This is a genomic window from Pseudomonas sp. ArH3a, from assembly GCF_022648765.1.
GTDB lineage: Bacteria > Pseudomonadota > Gammaproteobacteria > Pseudomonadales > Pseudomonadaceae > Aquipseudomonas.
The window spans coordinates 1,514,760-1,530,912 of record NZ_CP080330.1 but is presented as its reverse complement, the minus strand read 5'-3'; the positions used below and the strand labels follow the sequence as shown (position 1 = coordinate 1,530,912).

At 61.6% G+C, this 16,153-nt stretch carries 15 protein-coding genes; 6 read left to right on the top strand and 9 right to left on the bottom strand.

Translation table 11 applies throughout. The features are described 5' to 3' along the window. The first annotated feature begins 22 nt into the window (after positions 1-22). Together yejK and K0P33_RS06890 are read left to right on the top strand one after the other, a co-directional pair. Entirely contained in the window at positions 23-1,027 is a 1,005-nt protein-coding gene (gene yejK, locus K0P33_RS06895) for a nucleoid-associated protein YejK (protein ID WP_048720332.1), read from the top strand. After that, positions 1,027-1,377, top strand: coding sequence for a glutaredoxin family protein (locus K0P33_RS06890; RefSeq protein ID WP_064450852.1), 351 nt, complete (start codon positions 1,027-1,029; stop codon positions 1,375-1,377). Before yejK ends, K0P33_RS06890 begins: the two co-directional genes overlap by 1 nt. Before the next feature lie 74 nt (positions 1,378-1,451). Here K0P33_RS06890 and K0P33_RS06885 read toward each other — a convergent pair whose 3' ends face one another. The 6 genes from K0P33_RS06885 to K0P33_RS06860 all read right to left on the bottom strand — a co-directional run bounded on the left by K0P33_RS06885 (position 1,452) and on the right by K0P33_RS06860 (position 7,703). Continuing rightward, positions 1,452-3,692, bottom strand: coding sequence for a TonB-dependent receptor (locus K0P33_RS06885; protein ID WP_242154590.1), 2,241 nt, complete (start codon positions 3,690-3,692; stop codon positions 1,452-1,454). A 250-nt stretch (positions 3,693-3,942) separates the two neighbouring features. Next, positions 3,943-4,920 (bottom strand): FecR family protein, encoded by a 978-nt coding sequence (locus tag K0P33_RS06880; RefSeq protein ID WP_242154588.1) that lies wholly within the window; start codon positions 4,918-4,920, stop codon positions 3,943-3,945. After that, entirely contained in the window at positions 4,917-5,495 is a 579-nt protein-coding gene (locus tag K0P33_RS06875; protein ID WP_094951381.1) for an RNA polymerase sigma factor, read from the bottom strand. Before K0P33_RS06875 ends, K0P33_RS06880 begins: the two co-directional genes overlap by 4 nt. Before the next feature lie 7 nt (positions 5,496-5,502). Further along, positions 5,503-5,829: a DUF3325 domain-containing protein gene (locus tag K0P33_RS06870; protein WP_094951382.1), complete on the bottom strand. Its 327-nt coding sequence runs from the start codon at positions 5,827-5,829 to the stop codon at positions 5,503-5,505. Continuing rightward, positions 5,830-7,404: a PepSY-associated TM helix domain-containing protein gene (locus tag K0P33_RS06865; RefSeq protein WP_242154586.1), complete on the bottom strand. Its 1,575-nt coding sequence runs from the start codon at positions 7,402-7,404 to the stop codon at positions 5,830-5,832. It abuts the gene before it with no gap. Then, a complete protein-coding gene (locus tag K0P33_RS06860; RefSeq protein ID WP_094951384.1) occupies positions 7,401-7,703 on the bottom strand; it encodes a DUF3649 domain-containing protein in 303 nt (100 codons plus the stop codon). Before K0P33_RS06860 ends, K0P33_RS06865 begins: the two co-directional genes overlap by 4 nt. A 170-nt stretch (positions 7,704-7,873) precedes the next feature. Between K0P33_RS06860 and K0P33_RS06855 the strand changes: the two genes are divergently transcribed. The 3 genes from K0P33_RS06855 (at position 7,874) to fecA (ending at position 11,727) form a co-directional block, all read left to right on the top strand. Next, on the top strand, positions 7,874-8,362 hold the full coding sequence (locus K0P33_RS06855; RefSeq protein ID WP_094951385.1) for a sigma-70 family RNA polymerase sigma factor: 489 nt from the start codon (positions 7,874-7,876) through the stop codon (positions 8,360-8,362). Then, entirely contained in the window at positions 8,359-9,300 is a 942-nt protein-coding gene (locus tag K0P33_RS06850; protein ID WP_242154584.1) for a FecR family protein, read from the top strand. The genes K0P33_RS06855 and K0P33_RS06850 overlap by 4 nt, the downstream gene beginning before the upstream one ends. Before the next feature lie 90 nt (positions 9,301-9,390). Beyond that, the gene (gene fecA / locus K0P33_RS06845; RefSeq protein ID WP_242154582.1) at positions 9,391-11,727 is read left to right on the top strand and encodes a TonB-dependent Fe(3+) dicitrate receptor FecA; all 2,337 of its coding nucleotides are present in this window, start codon (positions 9,391-9,393) and stop codon (positions 11,725-11,727) included. A gap of 300 nt (positions 11,728-12,027) precedes the next feature. On the opposite strand, the gene K0P33_RS06840 is transcribed toward fecA, so the two are convergent. Beyond that, positions 12,028-12,900, bottom strand: a complete 873-nt coding sequence (locus K0P33_RS06840) for a LysR family transcriptional regulator (protein ID WP_094951388.1) — start codon at positions 12,898-12,900, stop codon at positions 12,028-12,030. Between the two features lie 106 nt (positions 12,901-13,006). Here K0P33_RS06840 and K0P33_RS06835 point away from each other — a divergent pair, with 106 nt between their 5' ends. Then, on the top strand, positions 13,007-14,518 hold the full coding sequence (locus K0P33_RS06835) for an MFS transporter (protein ID WP_094951389.1): 1,512 nt from the start codon (positions 13,007-13,009) through the stop codon (positions 14,516-14,518). 59 nt (positions 14,519-14,577) lie between these two features. Here K0P33_RS06835 and K0P33_RS06830 read toward each other — a convergent pair whose 3' ends face one another. Together K0P33_RS06830 and K0P33_RS06825 are read right to left on the bottom strand one after the other, a co-directional pair. Next, positions 14,578-14,988 (bottom strand): HPF/RaiA family ribosome-associated protein, encoded by a 411-nt coding sequence (locus tag K0P33_RS06830; RefSeq protein ID WP_094951390.1) that lies wholly within the window; start codon positions 14,986-14,988, stop codon positions 14,578-14,580. 213 nt (positions 14,989-15,201) lie between these two features. Beyond that, complete coding sequence (locus K0P33_RS06825) at positions 15,202-16,149, bottom strand: LysR substrate-binding domain-containing protein (RefSeq protein WP_094951391.1); 948 nt, start codon at positions 16,147-16,149, stop codon at positions 15,202-15,204. Positions 16,150-16,153: the final 4 nt, after the last annotated feature.

The following is a 16,153-nucleotide window of genomic DNA, read 5'->3' as shown; positions in this document are numbered from 1 at the left end:
CCTTCAACCAGCCGAGAAGCCCATGCCGATCCGTCATTGCATCGTCCACCTGATCGACAAAAAACCCGACGGCACACCTGCAGTTCTCCACGCCCGCGACTCCGAACTTGCCGAGTCGGCCGCCATCGAGAACATGCTTGCCGACCTCAACGAGAGCTACAACGCCAAACAAGGCAAGGCCTGGGGTTTCTTCCATGCCGAGTCCGGCGCGCACCCGTTCAGCGGCTGGTTGAAGGAATATTTCGACGGTGGCCAGGATTTCACCACCTTCAGCCGCACGGCGGTCGAGCACCTGCAAAAGCTGATGGAGGAGTCCAACCTCTCCACCGGCGGCCATGTGCTGTTTGCCCACTATCAACAAGGCATGACCGACTACCTGGCCATCGCCCTGCTGCACCACAGTGAAGGCGTGGCAGTGACCGAGGACCTGGATGTGACCGCCTCGCGCCACCTGGACCTGGGCCAACTGCACTTGGCGGCGCGCATCAACGTCTCCGAGTGGCAGAACAACAAACAGTCCAAGCAGTACATCTCCTTTATCAAGGGCAAGAACGGCAAGAAAGTCTCGGAGTACTTCCGCGACTTCATTGGCTGCCAGGAAGGCGTCGACGGCCCGGGCGAGACCCGCACCTTGCTCAAGGCGTTCAGCGACTTCGTCGAAAGCGAAGACCTGCCCGACGAATCCGCCCGCGAAAAAACCAAAACCCTGGTGGATTACGCCAGCAGCCAGGCCAAGCTCGGCGAGCCGATGGGCCTGGAAGAACTCTCAGGCCTGATCGATGAAGATCGACCAAAAGCGTTCTACGACCACATCCGCAACAAAGATTACGGCCTGTCACCGGAAATCCCGGCCGACAAACGCACCCTCAACCAGTTCCGCCGCTTCACCGGCCGCGCCGAAGGCTTGTCCATCAGCTTTGAAGCGCACCTGTTGGGCGACAAGATCGAATACGACGAAGCCGCCGGCACCTTGATCATCAAGGGCCTGCCAACCCAACTGACCGACCAGCTCAAGCGCCGTAACTGATGCTCGGCGGGGTTCTCAAGAAAGTCCTGTTGGTGTTGCTGGTCGTGGTGGTGATCCAGAACTGGGGCAAGATCGAGCGGCTGTTCAACCCCTCACAGGTGGTTTCGGAGCAGGTACGCGCCTCGGCGCGCGTGGTGCTCTATTCCACCGAGTGGTGTGGCTACTGCAAGCAGATCCGGCGCTTTCTGGACCAGAAAGGCATTCCGTACCAGGCCCTGGATATCGAGAAGGACGCCCAGGCGCGCAAGGCGTATGAGGCGTTGGGCGGAGGCGGAATTCCGTTTGTGGACGTGAATGGCACGCTGATTCGCGAGTTCAACCCTGAAGCAATCATGGCCGCGTTGAAGTAACCCAATCGGTATGAGAGCCAACTGATGTGGGAGCTGGCTTGCCTGCTCCCACATTTAGCCCAGCGGTGGCCTTATTAGAAGTTAGCTTCCAACGACACCATCGCCGTACGCTCTTCCCCCACGTTGTAATACGCCGTACTCGGCGCCAAGCCATTCACCGGTGCCGAGTTGAACGCCACGGTGCGTGCCGAGCTCAAGTATTCTTTATCGAACACGTTAAGCATTGAAAACCGCAAGGTCGCTGACTTGATGACCTTCTTGTCCACCGGCAAGTAAATACCCGCGTTCAAATCAAACACCGTACGGCCGTCGATTTTTTCTTTGTTGGTCAAATCACCATAAAAGCTGCCGACGTACTTGCCCGCGATGTTGCCGTAGAAGCGCGAGTCGTCATACCCGAACACCAGGTTGAACATGTTTTCCGGCACGTTAGCCAGCTGCTTGCCCGCCGTTGGCAACAACACGTTCTTGCTGAGCAAATTGTCTTGCTGCTCCGACTTCGTATAGGTGTACGAGGCGTAGTAGTTGAAGTTGTGCGGCAACAAACCGCTCCACTCCAATTCCAGGCCTTTGTTCTCGACGCTGCCGACGTTAAGCACCATGTAGTCACCGGCGGAGTCGGTGGTCGACACTTGGCGATCCTTGAAGCTGATGTAGAACAAGGTTGCGCTCAACGCCATGTCGTCTTCGCTGTAGCGCCAGCCGAGTTCCTGGTTCCAGCTCAACTCGGACTTCAGGCTCACCGAGTCGCCCTTGTTGTACAGCACGTAGTTCGGCGGCGTGCGCATGTTGCGGGTGACGTTGTAGAACGTCTGGTTGCTTTCGTCGACCTGGTACTTGGCGCTGAAGCTGGGCAGGAACTGGTGGTAGCGGGTGTTACGTTTTTCCGCTTTGTCGTACAGGCTGCCGAGGTTGTTGCCGTCACGCTCGACGTATTGGTAGGCCAGGGTACCGACGAAACTCAGGTCCGGCGTGGCTTGCCAGCTGTCCTGCACCCAGAGTTTCTGCGACGGGGTGACCGTGTAGTAGTGGCGGCCTTGGACGGTGGCGCCGTTCTTGTCGACCACCTGACCGCCGCCGTTGTAGTCGCCCCACACATCACTGGGCGCGCCTTCACTGTTGATCCCGATAAAGGGCTGGGTCTGGCGCTGGCGTGCGCGTTCATACCAGTAGCCGTAGTCCAGGCTGTGTTCTTCGTTGATGTCCCACTTCATTTTCGCGGTGACGCCAGGGCGCCAGGTTTCGGTCCACGAAGGGCGGTAGTAGTTGGCCGATTTCAGGTTGCTCAGGTCGTAATTGCCGGCCTTGTCGGATTTGGGCCCCAGGTTCGACGCGGTCTGGCCGCTGAAGCTGCCACCGTTGGCCCAGTAGTAATACGGGGTGACCGTCAGCGCCAGGTTGTCTTGCAACTGCCAGCGCTGCGTGAGCGTGGCGTTGACGCTTTCGAACGGGTTGCGGTTGAGCTTGTAGGACGACGACAGCAAACCCGACTTGTACACCGGCGTTTGCGCGTAGTCCTTGCGTCGCCCTTCGTTCTCAAATTGCGCTTTGCTCAGGGTGTTGTAGTTGTAGTTTTCCTGGTTGTTGTACTTGACTGTCGCCTGCGTGGAGTTGCCGTTGCCGTCTTCAAACAGGCTGCTCCACTCGACTTTGTCGCTACGCAGCGTGCCTTTGCCGCGCCACTTGTCACCTTCCAGGTGCGATGCCGACACCCAGGTCCTGAGGCCGCCGAAATCGCCAGTGTTCAAACGCACGAAAGTCTTGCGCAAGTCATTGGACCCGACGGTCTGTTTGGCAAACAACCCGGACTCTTTGGTTGGCCGAATCGTGATCATGCCGATGTTGCCGCCGCTGGAGCCGATGTGCGGGCCGTCGGCCTCGGAGGAGCCTTGGGTGGCAAACACTTCGGCGAGGTTTTCCGGGTCGCCCAGCTGGTTTGAATAGACGCTGTAGTTGCCCGAGTCGTTGATTGGCACGCCGTCGACGGACACCCCGACCTGGTCGGAGCTCATGCCACGCATGGTGAAGTTGGTGCCACTGGTGCCGCTGGCGTCATCGCTGGAAACGTTGATGCCTGGCGTGTATTTGAGCTTGTCGATGGCGTTGGCGGTCGCCGACATTTGGTCCATGGCTTCCTTGGTCACCGTCGACCGCGCCTTGGCACTTTCTTCGCGAATCATGTGCCCGTTGCCCAGGGTTTGTTTGCCGGCGATATTCACCGAACCCACATCCTGCGCGTCGTCCGCCAAAACCAGCGGCGCAAAGCCACCCAGGCCCGAGGCTAAAAGTAGGGCATAAAGATTGTTGTAGTTCACCTGTAGATCCCTTACTGACGTTGCTCTGTGGTATGGGGCAGTCGCGCCGGAACTTGGTTGGCTGACGACGCCGAGGTTCCTGACCACTCACTCAGGAACCCGGCGATGATCCGCGCCACGTGTAACGGTTTGGTGACAGGTTGGGGTGATTGCGATGAAGGTTCGGTGAAAGGTCCGCAGGCACCGCGAGGCGTGGCCTGCGCAGACCTGGCGGAGAATTGCGAAAGGAAAATTGAAGCCTGATGTATCGCTAACGCAACACAATCATCCGGCCCAACAGGCTGTGCTGCTCAAACCCCAACACCGCCTGCAAGGCATTCAACACCGCCTGCGGGTCGTTGCTCGGAAAGCTGCCACTGACGCGTTTGGCGGCCATCTCGTCGTTAAGCAGCAGGATGCGGCCCGGGTAATAACGGCCCAGGTCCTGGACCACTTCGGCGAGCGGCGCCTTGTAGTAATTGAGCCAGCCGTCACGCCAGGCTAGGCGTGATTCGCTGTCGACGGCATGCAAGGGCTCAGCCACACCTTCGGCGTAGGCCACTTGCTGGCCTGCCGTCAGAACTTGCTGCGAGCCCTGCTTGGACGGCGTCACACCCACCCGACCGGACAGCACCGTCACCTGGGCGCCCGCCGGTTGCAGGCGCACTTCGAACTGGGTACCCAGCACTCGCGCTTCACCGCTGCCGGCCTCGACCACAAACGGTTGGCCGGTGTGGGTCACATTGAAAAAGCCCGCCCCGCGACGCAACTGAATGTGACGCTCGCCCTGGCTGAAATCCACGGCGATCGCGCTGTCGGCATCCAGGGTGACTTGGGATTGATCGGCCAAGGTCACGGTCTTCACCTGCCCCGGCGCCGTCACATAATCGGCGCCGAAGTCATCGACCCAGCGCGACGGCTGCCAACCGGCGCCCATCGCGACCATCACCAGCAGGCACGCAGCCATGGCCAAGGCGCTGCACCTGCGCACAATACGTGAGCGCTTGGAGGTGTTCATCGCATTGAGGTAGCCCTGCAAGGCCAAGGCGTCCTCGTCCGCCAGTGCGCGCGCCGGCACCTCGCTCAACTCCCACAACACCTGGGCCTGGGCATAGGCCTCGACGTGCGCAGGGTCGGCACGCAGCCAGCGGCTGAAGGTGGCTTGGTCGCCACTGCTGGGCTGATCGTGCAGCAGGCTCAGCCAGTCAAGTGCGGCCTGCTCCTGGGCGGGCGTGGGGGTGACGGTCACGGTGCTTTCCCTGGCGTACGTGGGCAAGAGGGTTCGCGAAGGCTGGCTTTGCAGGCTTCGAGGGCACGCATCATATGTTTTTCCACGGCACTTTGGGACAGCCCCATGGCCTTGGCGATTTGCGCGTATTTGCGCCCGTGAATGCGGTTGAGCAGGAAAATCTGCCGGGTGCGTTCCGGCAAGCTGCGCAAGGCGGCCTCGACATGACGCAGGTCATTGCCCGCTTCGAGGGCGGCCTGGGGCTCGGAGCCCTGATTGTCCTGCTGCTCCGGCAACCAGCCTTCGCTGCTGCGTGCGCGTGCACCTTCGCTGCGCAGGTGGTCGATGGCGATGTTGCCGGCGCAGCGCAACAGGTAAGTGCTGAGCTCTTCGACCTGCACCAGTGGCCGGCGCCAGAAGCGCAGGAACAGGTCTTGCACCAGGTCGGCCGCGGTGGCGCGGCAGCCCACGCGTCGGCTGACCAGCGCTTCCATTTGCGAGCGCTGGGACAAAAACACCTGCAGGAAATGCGCACGTCCACCGGCCGCATCGGTGTGCGGGCTGTCTTGGGATTCCGGCGGAGTGCTGATCATCATGGAACGCTCAGAATAAGGCGAACGCCGCAACCGGGCTGGCCAACAGGCCGACGCCCGCCAGGGTCAAGGCCAGCCTTGGCCGATACGGCAGCAGCAACACCAGCAGCAGTGCACTGAGCATCAAGACGGCGCACCACTGCACCAAACCCTGGGCCCAACCCGAGCCAGCGACGGCCGGCCAGATCGCCAGCATCAGCAGCAGCCAACCGCATGCGCGCAGGCTCAAGCGCCGACTGGGCGATGGTTTGCTGTGCAGCAATTCACCGTGATGGCGATCGGTAGACAGGCACAACGCGGCAAACCCGGCGTAGCACATCAACAGGGCGAGCAGCATTCAGTTCGCCTCCTGCTTGAGCGTCAATGCCTGCGCGCGTTCGGCCTTGGGCTGCGGCGCCATGCGGCGCTGCATCTTCCAGGCCGCCCAGGCCAGGAACAGGCCGCTGGCCAGGCACGTCAGGTCGAAGCCGGCCATGGCCCAGTCACCGCTGAGCAGTGACACACCCAAATGCTGCGAGGTGGTCAGCGCGTTGAGTAGGGGAATCGCCACAAACAGCAACGCGCCGACGCTCAGTTGCTCAACCCAGCCTTGGCGGCCTCGACGCAGCACGGCGTGCAGCAGGCTCAAGCCCCAGGCGATAAAGAAGGCCTGCACTTCCCAGTCGGAGCGCTCGGCGAAGCTCATCGGCAACAAACGGTTGGCCCAGAAAAACGCCGCAATAGCGATCATCAGCCCAGACATGCTGGCGATATTCAGCACTTCCACCAGCCGCAGCTCAAACGGCATCACACCGGTTTTGGCGTGCTTGAGCTGGCGCTTGCCGAGCCAGATCACCAGGCCGGTGCCGATCATGGCTGTACCCGCCAAGCCGCAGATAAAGTACAACCAGCGCAGCACCGGGCCGGCGAAATGGCCCATGTGCAGGCCGTAGAAACTGCCACTAATCGCCGCCGGCAGCGACTGCTCGCCACTGACCCGCAACAACTCGCCGGTGGTGCCGTTGAACGACACACTGCTGCCAAAATCATGCACCACGCGGTCGGAACCGGACCGAACCACATTGACCGAGGCGTTCACATCGCCCGGGTTGTTGACCACTAAACGGCCAACATGCCCGCCTGCCCATTGCTCGCGCGCTAGCTGGTACATCGGCAATAACGGCAGCAATTTACCCGGCTGGCCGAGCGCCGGCGCATTGTTGGTGTTGGGGAACACTTCATTGAAAAACCCACGGCTGTCGTCGCCGTAGGAAGCCACGATCGGCGCGGGCATCACCATGCTCATGAAGATCACCAGGCTGCTGTAGGTGATCATCAAATGAAACGGCAGTACCAGCACGCCCACCGCATTGTGCCCGTCGAGCCAGGAACGCTGGCCTTTGCGCGGGCGAAAGGTGAAGAAGTCCTTGAAGATTTTCTTGTGGGTGATGATGCCGGTGATCAACGCGACAAACATCACCATCGCGGCGATGGTCGACAGCCAGCGGCCCCACGGGTAGGGCATTTGCAGTTGGAAGTGAAAGCGGTAGAAGAACTCGCCGCCCATAGTTTCACGGGCCTGCACGGGCTGGCTGGTGACTGGGTCGAGGACTTTCTGGATGAAGTTGCCGCGCTTGCCGGGGTCGACTTTGTCTTGCCACATCACCGACAGGCCGGGGTCGCGGCTGCCAGGCAGGGTGATAAACCAGCGCGCGGCGTTGGGCGCCTGGTGCTGCAGATAGGTTTGCGCGGCGGCCAGGCTGCGCGCATCGTCCAGTGGGTGGGCCTGCACTTCAGGCTGCATCCAATGGGTAATTTCGTCTTTGAAATAGGCCAAGGTGCCGGTCAGGAAAATCGCAAACAGCAGCCAGCCAAAAATCAATCCGGCCCAGGTGTGCAACCAGGCCATCGCCTGGCGAAAGCCCTCTTTCATGTGCGTGCCATCCAGAAACCCACGCCGGCCAGGGTCGCAAACAGCGCGCTCGGCAGCATCACACCCGCCCAGGCGCGCCACGCCGTGCGGCAGGCAAAACACCAGAGCACCGCCAACAGGTAGAACACAAACGAACTCATCATCCCGGTGATCACCGCGTCGGCGCGCGACGTCGGCATCCACAGCGCCAGGCAGACGGCTGCCAGGGACGCCATCAGATAACCGCCCACCACGGCAGCCAGCACCCGCGAGGTGACGGCTAGACGGTAGGTAACGGGAAGTGTGCGTTTGCTTTTCATGCAGGAGGCGCCAGGTTCATCAGCGCGCAATATTAATGATAAATATTCTCATAAGCAAAAGAGAACGGATGAATCACCGGCCTTACCGGATTGCCGAACCTTGTCACGCACCCTACAATGCGAACAATTCTTGTTCTCTAAAGCATGCCGATGCTTGTGGAGTGATTGCGTTGCAGCCGTCCAATACCGTCGAAGTTCTGTACAACGACCATCATCACTGGCTCACCGGCTGGTTGCGACGCAAGCTCGGCTGCCCGCAAAGCGCCGCCGACCTGGCCCAGGACACTTTTATCCGCGTGCTCACCGCGCGGGAAATACCGACGCTGATCGAACCCCGCGCCTTTCTCACCACCGTGGCCAAGCGCGTACTGTTCAACTTCTACCGCCGCCAGGACCTGGAGCGCGCCTACCTCGACGCCTTGGCGCAAATGCCCGAACACGTGGCGCCGTCGGAAGAAGAACGCGCAATCATCCTGCAGACGCTGCTGGAGCTGGACCAACTGCTCGACGGCCTGCCCGTGCAGGCCAAACGCGCCTTCCTGCTGGCCCAGCTCGACGGCCTGACCTACGCGCAAGTCGGCGCCGAACTGGGCATCTCCATCGCCACCGTCAAACGCCACCTGAACAAAGCCGCCATGCGCTGCTACTTCGCCCTATGAACTTCTCCACGCAAGTCGCAGAGCAAGCCGTGCACTGGCTGATGGAAATGCAGCAAGGCGCGCTCAACCCGCGCCAGCAAGCTGCGTGGCAGCAATGGCTCCAGGCCCACAGCGAACATCAACGCGCCTGGGACCATATCCAGCGCGTCAACCAACGCCTGCGCGGCATGCCCTCGCCGCTGGCGCACGCGGCGTTGAACGCGCCGAAATCCAGCAGCCGGCGCCAGGCCCTCAAGCTGCTGCTGATCCTCGGCGCCGGTTCGGCTGCGGCCTGGAGCCTGCGCCAACAGCATATTCTGCCGCCGCTGAGCGCCGACTACCGCAGCCCCGTCGGCCAGCGTCGCAAGGTGCAATTGGCCGATGGCAGCCAATTGCAGCTCAACACCGGCAGCGCGGTGGATGTGCATTTTGATGGCCGCCAACGGTTGGTCCGCCTGCTTGAAGGCGAAATCCTGCTGACCGCCCGCCCCGGCGATACGCCGCTGCACGTGCTGACCGGGCAAGGCCTGCTGAGCAGCCAGGCTGCACGGCTGAACGTGCGCCAGTTCAACGACCATACCCAACTGGCGGTCTTCGATGGCCATGTCGACGTGATGCCCAACCGCTACAGCGGCCTAGCTCTGACGGTCGAGGCCTCGCGCCAAGTCAACGTCACCCGCAAAGGCTGGGACACCCCGCGCCCTACCGATGCCAACAGCGGCGCCTGGGCAGACGGCATGCTGGTGGCTGCGCACATGCGCCTGGAAGAATTCCTCGCCGAGCTGGGCCGTTATCGCCGCGGCCAGGTTAATTGCGACCCGCAAGTGGCTAACTTGCTGCTGTCCGGCAGTTACCCATTGGATGACAGCGAACGCATCCTCGACCTGTTGGAAGTCAGCCTGCCAGTGAAAGTGCGGCGATTTACCCGCTACTGGGTGACCGTCCAGGCACGCGCGTAAATTATTTTTAAAAAATATGAGCCGTTTTCCACACCTCGCGTGACAGAGAAGGAAAGCCACCTTGATCCTTCCTTCTCAGGACCGCCCTTCATGCCCCAGCAACCGACGCTCCTCGCCCGTACCTTGCGCCAACTCCTACTGGGCGCCAGCCTGAGTCTTACGGTGCTGTCGCCTGTAATGGCGGCGGATGCCAAGCCGTATCACATCGCCCCGGCGACGCTGGAAGCGGCGCTTAATCAATTCGGCAGTGAGGCCGGCGTGCTGATTTCCTTTGGCTCCGAGGTTACGGCGGGTATGCAAAGCCGTGGTTTGTCGGGCAACTACAGCGCCGACGAAGGCCTGCAAAAACTGCTCGAAGGCACCGGCCTGCAAGCCCGCGCCGAGGGCGAAAACGCCTACAGCCTGCAACCGGCGAGCGCCCCTGCCACGCTCGAATTGCAAACTTCAAACGTAGTCGGCGACTGGCTCGGCGACGCGGCGCAAACTAACGTGTTCGAACACCCCGGCGCGCGTGATGTGATCCGCCGCGAGGAATTCGAGCGCCAGGGCGCGACCCAGGCGCGTGACGTGCTCAACCGCATCCCCGGCGTCAACGCACCGGAAAACAACGGCACCGGCAGCCATGACATGGCGCTGAACTTCGGCATTCGCGGGCTCAACCCACGCCTGGCTTCGCGCTCTACGGTGCTGATGGACGGCATCCCGGTGCCCTTCGCGCCGTATGGCCAGCCACAACTGTCCTTCGCGCCGATCAGCATGGGCAATATGGATGCGGTGGACGTGGTTCGCGGCGGCGGCGCGGTGCGCTACGGCCCGCAGAACGTCGGCGGCATCGTCAACTTCGTCACCCGCGCAATCCCGGATGCACCGACCGTCAAAGGCGGTTTACAGACCGAGACCAGCCCGTCTTCCAGCCACGATGGCTTCAAGACCACCGGTAACCTGCTGGCCGGCGGCACGGCCGATAACGGCCTGGGCGGCGCGATTCTGTACTCCGGCACCCGTGGCGGCGACTGGCGCGAAAACAGCAACACGCGCATCGACGACTTGATCCTCAAGGGCAAATACCAGCTCGACGATGCCAACAGCTTCAACGCCATGGCGCAGTACTACGAAGGCCAGGCCGATATGCCCGGCGGTTTGAACGTCAAGGACTACAAGGCCGACCCGTACCAATCCACGCGCCCCTACGACAAATTCTGGGGCCGCCGTACGATGTTCAACGCCGGTTACCGCTACCAGGAAGACCGTCGCGAATTCACCGCCAATACCTTCTTCACCACCACGTTGCGTAATGGCTACCTGGATCAGGGCAACTTCCTCTCGCTGTCGCCGCGCGAGTACTGGGTACGCGGCCTGGAAACCCGCTTCGCCCAAGGCTTCGACCTCGGCCCGACCAGCCACGAAGTCGGCGTCGGCTACCGCTACATCAACGAAGCCGGCCACGAGTTGCGCTACCGCACGCCGATCAGCGCCAACCAGCAACTGCCCGACACCAACAGCCGCAACGACCGCGATACGCGTGGCGCCACTGAAGCCAATGCATTTTTCCTCGATGACCGCATTGATATCGGCAAGTGGACCATCACCCCGGGCATTCGCTACGAGATGATCGAGTCCCAGCAGACCAACAACCTGACCAACGTGAAATACAAGGGCGACTACAACACCGCGTTGCCGGCGTTGAACGTGCTTTACCACCTCACCGAAGACTGGAACCTCTACGCCAACACCGAAGGCTCGTTCGGCAGCGTGCAGTACAGCCAGATGCCCAACCGCGTGACCAGCGGCGAAGTGAAACCGGAAAAAGCCCGCACCTGGGAACTCGGCACGCGCTACGACAACGGCACCCTGCGTGCGGAAATCGGCGCGTTCCTGATCAACTTCGACAACCAGTACGACAGCAACCAAACCAACGATTCGGTAATCGCCCGTGGGGAGACCCGCCATCAGGGCATCGAGTCGAGCATCAACTACGCCCTCGACGGCTTGAGCCCGGCGCTGGCCGGTTTTGATGTGTACGCCACTTACGCCTACGTCGATGCAACCATCCGCGAGGACGGCTCGAACAAAGGCAACCGTGTGCCCTTCTCGTCCAAGCACAAAGGCACCTTGGGCGTCGGTTACACCGAAGGCCGCTGGAAGCTCAACCTGGACAGCAGCTACCAGAGCAGCCAGTTCGCCGACAACGCCAACACCCAGGCCGAAACGGCCGACGGTGCCAATGGACGCATCCCCGGCTACATGCTGTTCAGCAGCCGCGCGGCGTATGACTTCGGCCCACAGCTGTCGGATTTGAACGTGGCAGTCGGGGTGAAAAACATCCTCAACAAGCAGTACTACACACGCTCGTTCGACGATAACAACAAGGGCAAATACGTCGGCGAGCCGCGCACGGTGTACGTGCAGACGTCTATCGCGTTCTGATTGCCTGAGTCATAGAGCTCCAGTTAAGGAGTGGGACCTTACAAACGGTGCAAAACCTGGGGGAGCTGTCGAGCCCCAGCGAGGCTGCAAAGGCGGCGGCACAGGCTCTATCTAAGGTGCCTGACCCACCGCTTTCGCAGCCTCGCTAAAGCTCGACAGCTCCCACAGGGGATCGGTTGTGTCGGTCAGATCTCGGCTCGCAAAAGCATCGCGACAAGTCCAAATCTCACCCACGAAGAAGATCAACTGGGGGAGCTGTCGAGCCCCACAGGGGATCGGCTGACCTGATGGCAACGGGGTCTAACTACCTGCCAAACAACTCGGCGTGCCGGCGACCAAGGCATCGATGGCGCAGCGAGTCTTGGCCGGCATGTGTGCGGCCGTGGGCCAAATCACATGGATCGGCGCAGGCTGGTCGCGGTAGCTCGGCAGGACCGCTTCCAGTTGGCCGCGCAGTACATAGTGCGCAATCAGCCAGCTCGGCAACCAGGCCAGGCCCACGCCCGCAATGGCGGCGTCGGCCACGGCCTGGAGGTCGTCCAGCACCAAGGGCGACGGCACACCCGAGCGATGCGAGGTATTGCAACGGTAGGCAATGCCTCGGTGTGCGGCGAGGTCATCGATGCACTCAATCCGCCCGACACGCTGCAAGTACGCCGGTGAAGCGGCCAGGCACACGGACTGCTCGCCCAGGCGGCGTGCGCTCAGGCGGTCGGTGTCCGGTAGCGGGCCGATGCGCACGGCAACGTCGAAACCTTCCTGAGCCAGGTCTATCAGCCGGTCAGAGAACGAAATCTCGATCTCCAGCTCCGGGTAACGGTCCATCAAGCCCCACAAAGCAGGCGCCGCATAGTGATGACCGAACGCCAACGGCAGGCTCGCCCTCAACCTTCCACGCGGCTGTTGCCGGCCACTCTCCAGCACCGATTCGGCGGCTTCAAGTTCGGCCAGCGCACGCAGGCAATGTTCGTAGTAGGCCTGCCCGTCCTCGGTCAGCCGTTGGCGGCGCGTGGAGCGCTGCAACAAGCACGTGCCCAGGCGAGCCTCCAGTCGCGCCAACCCTTTACCCACGGCCGAACGCGTGAGGTTCAGCCGTTCGGCGGCCTCGGTCAGGTTGCCGCTTTCGACGATTTGCAGAAAGAGTTCAACGCCATCAAAACGCGGTGTGGCCATGATTTCATTGTCGCTCTTGATTCCCTTATCAACGGAAAACTTATCACGAATAAAGAATCTTGTTCCCGTGAGAATAGTGCGCTCACCTAATCGAAAGGAATATCCCATGCCGCCCGCCGCCGCCGTATCGGCCGTCAGCGCACCGCGCACCGCCAAAGATGGCCTGGCCCTCACCGCCGTCTGCCTCGTAGCCCTGATGTTCGGCCTGGAAATTTCCAGCGTGCCGATCATCCTGCCAACCCTGGAACAGCAACTGGGCACGGGCTTCCAAGACGCGCAATGGATCATGAATGCCTACACCCTGGCCTGCACCAGCGTACTGATGGCAGCCGGCACACTGGCCGATCGCTTTGGGCGGCGGCGCATGCTGGTGTTGTGCCTGTGGCTGTTTGGCTTGGCCTCGCTGGCGTGTGGCTTGGCGAACGATGCGCCCACGCTGATCGCGGCGCGGTTTGTCCAGGGCGTGGGGGCCGGGGCAATGATGATCTGCCAGTTCGCGATTCTGTCGCACCAGTTCCGTGAGCCGGCAGCGCGGGCTCGGGCCTTTGCGATATGGGGCGTGATCGCAGGTGTGGGCCTGGGCTTTGGGCCGATGGTGGGGGCGTTGATCCTGGCGGTCGCGGACTGGCGCTGGGTGTTCCTGGTGCATGTGCCGCTGACCTTGCTGACACTCGTGCTGCTACGCATCAGCGTGCAAGAGTCCCGTGACCCGGCCGGCCATCGCCTCGACATCGCCGGCATGCTGACCCTGACGCTGTCGGTGTTCGCGCTGGTTTACTTCATCACCCAGGGCAGCGAGAACGGCTTTGGCACGCCGGCCATGCTTGGCTGGGCAGGCTTGTCGTTGGCCGGGCTGCTGTTGTTCATCACTGTCGAGCGACGCAGCGCGCACCCGATGTTCGATTTCTCGGTGTTCCGCATCCAGCGCTTCAACGGCGCGCTGATGGGCTCGATCGGCATGAATTTCAGCTTCTGGCCGTTCATGATCTACCTGCCGCTCTACTTCCAGGCGGGCCTGGGCTACGACACGCTGACCACCGGCGGCGCCCTACTCGCCTACACCTTGCCGACCTTATTGGTGCCGCCGCTGGCCGAGCGCCTGGCCCTGCGCTACGGCGCCGAGCGCATCATTCCTTTGGGCCTGGGCATGATGGGCGCGGGGTTTATCGTCATGGCGGCGATCAATACGGCCGAGCAGCCAACCATCGTATGGGTACTGCTCAGTTGCGTGATAACCGGCGTCGGGTTGGCGCTGACCAACTCACCGACCACCAACACCACCACCGGCTCCGTCTCGGCCGACCGCGCGGGCATGGCCTCAGGCATTGACCTCAGCGCGCGGCTGATCACCTTGGCGCTCAACATCGCGCTGATGGGCCTGGTGTTGTTGCTGGGCATCAGCCATCACCTTTCCAGCCTGCTGCCCCAAACTTCGGCGCTGGACTGGCCCGCGATCAGCCAGAACATTGCGGCAGGCAAGCTGGACGCGTTGGTGCTGCCCCCCGCAGATGCCCGGGCGGCGCTGCGCCAGGGTGCCGGTTGGGCCATGCTCTTTGCAGGCCTTGGCGCGGGCGGGTTGGCGATGTTGAGTGGGTATTTCTTCCGACGCGGGCGGTAAACGAAAACGGGCCTGCAGATGCAGGCCCGTTTGATTGGGGTTGAAAAAACACTCAGCTATCAGCTGTTAAGCGCAGCCTGTTCGTTTTCCAGAAATTCCTCTTCGAGCTCGGCCTCGTCGACCTTGGTATTAGGCAATGCTTGCCCGGCGGCGCGTGGTTTGCCGCGTAATTTGCCGTAAAGATGTTCCAGCGCATGCTCAAGCTTGGTAGCTGCGCCATCAATCGCCTGTTCCAGGGTATCGGCCTTATGCAGGACCGACAGTGGTTGATGGCCTTTTGGCCGCGCTTCCAGGCGGCAACTTAGATCGTGGGGACCGGGCTTGTCGCCATTCTCATCCTTCAGGTAGACCTCGACGCGGGTCAGGTCTTCTTCATAACGTTCGAGCGTGCTCTCAATGGTAGTACGTACCCACTCCTCCAGTCGGATGCTGCTTTCAATATGGTTATCGCTATTGACTTGGATTTGCATAGTTCTTCCCTTATTTCAGCTAGCTCGCGGGAGGTCACAAACTGCAACACCGGGGTGGTGAAACCATGACCTCTTGACTACACAATTGAGCAGTCAGAAGAACATTTCAAGCCCTTTGCAAAGATAAATCCCACATTACAAATTAAGTCTGACGACGAGCAAAAACGCTGTTAGGGTGGGGAGTTAGTTACATCTTCTTACGCCCAGCGAACCTCATAATTGCCCCTCTCCCAACGGGTGCAATCCGCGAAAAATCCCCGCTTCCTCCACCAGCCAGTCATGTACCGCGCGTACGCCCGGATGGCTCAGTGCGCCCGGCGCATACAGCAGCACGTAGCGTTTGTGATTGGGCACGGCCAGGCCGAACGGCACGATCAAGGTGCCACGCTCCAACTCATCATTGAGCAAAGTGCGCCGCGCGATGGCCACGCCCATGCCGGCGATGGCGGCTTCGATGGTCAGGTGGTTGCGGTTGAAGGTGTGGCCGCGCCGTACGTCGGCCTGGTGGTAGCCGATGGCATTCAGGTAAAACTCCCACTCGGCGTATTCATAACTCCCACGCCAGGCGGTGATGTCGTGCAGCAGCGGAAAATGCACCAGGTCGGCCGGGCCATGCAGTGGCGGGCGGCCGCGCAACAGGCTGGGGGCGCACACCGGAAAAATCTGCTCATCGAGCAGGGCTGTGGATAACAGGCCGGGGTAGCTGCCGTCGTTCAAGTCGATGGCCAAGTCGAAGTCGCCTTCGTGCAGGGCAATGCTGCTGTCTTCGGCGACCATGCGCAGCTGGATATCCGGAAAGCGTTGCTGCAAACGCGGCAAACGCGGGGTCAGCCATTTGCCGAGAAACGACGGGATTGAGCGCAGGCGCAAGGTGCCGCTGATCATCCCCGCGTCCAGCCGCTGCAACTCCGCATCGATGCTGCCGTAAGCCTCCCCCACCGTCGCCGCCAGCCGTTGCCCCTCGGCACTCAACTCCACACCGCGCGCACGCCGATGGAACAGCCGGAAACCCAAACGCTCCTCCAGCTGGCGGATTTGCTGGCTCACCGCCCCCGGCGTGATGTGCAGTTCTTCGGCGCAGCGGGTGAACGACAAATGCCGCGCAGCGCAGGAAAAAACGTGCAGCCAGACGTAGGTCTGACCATGAAGGGGCCGGGTCATAGAG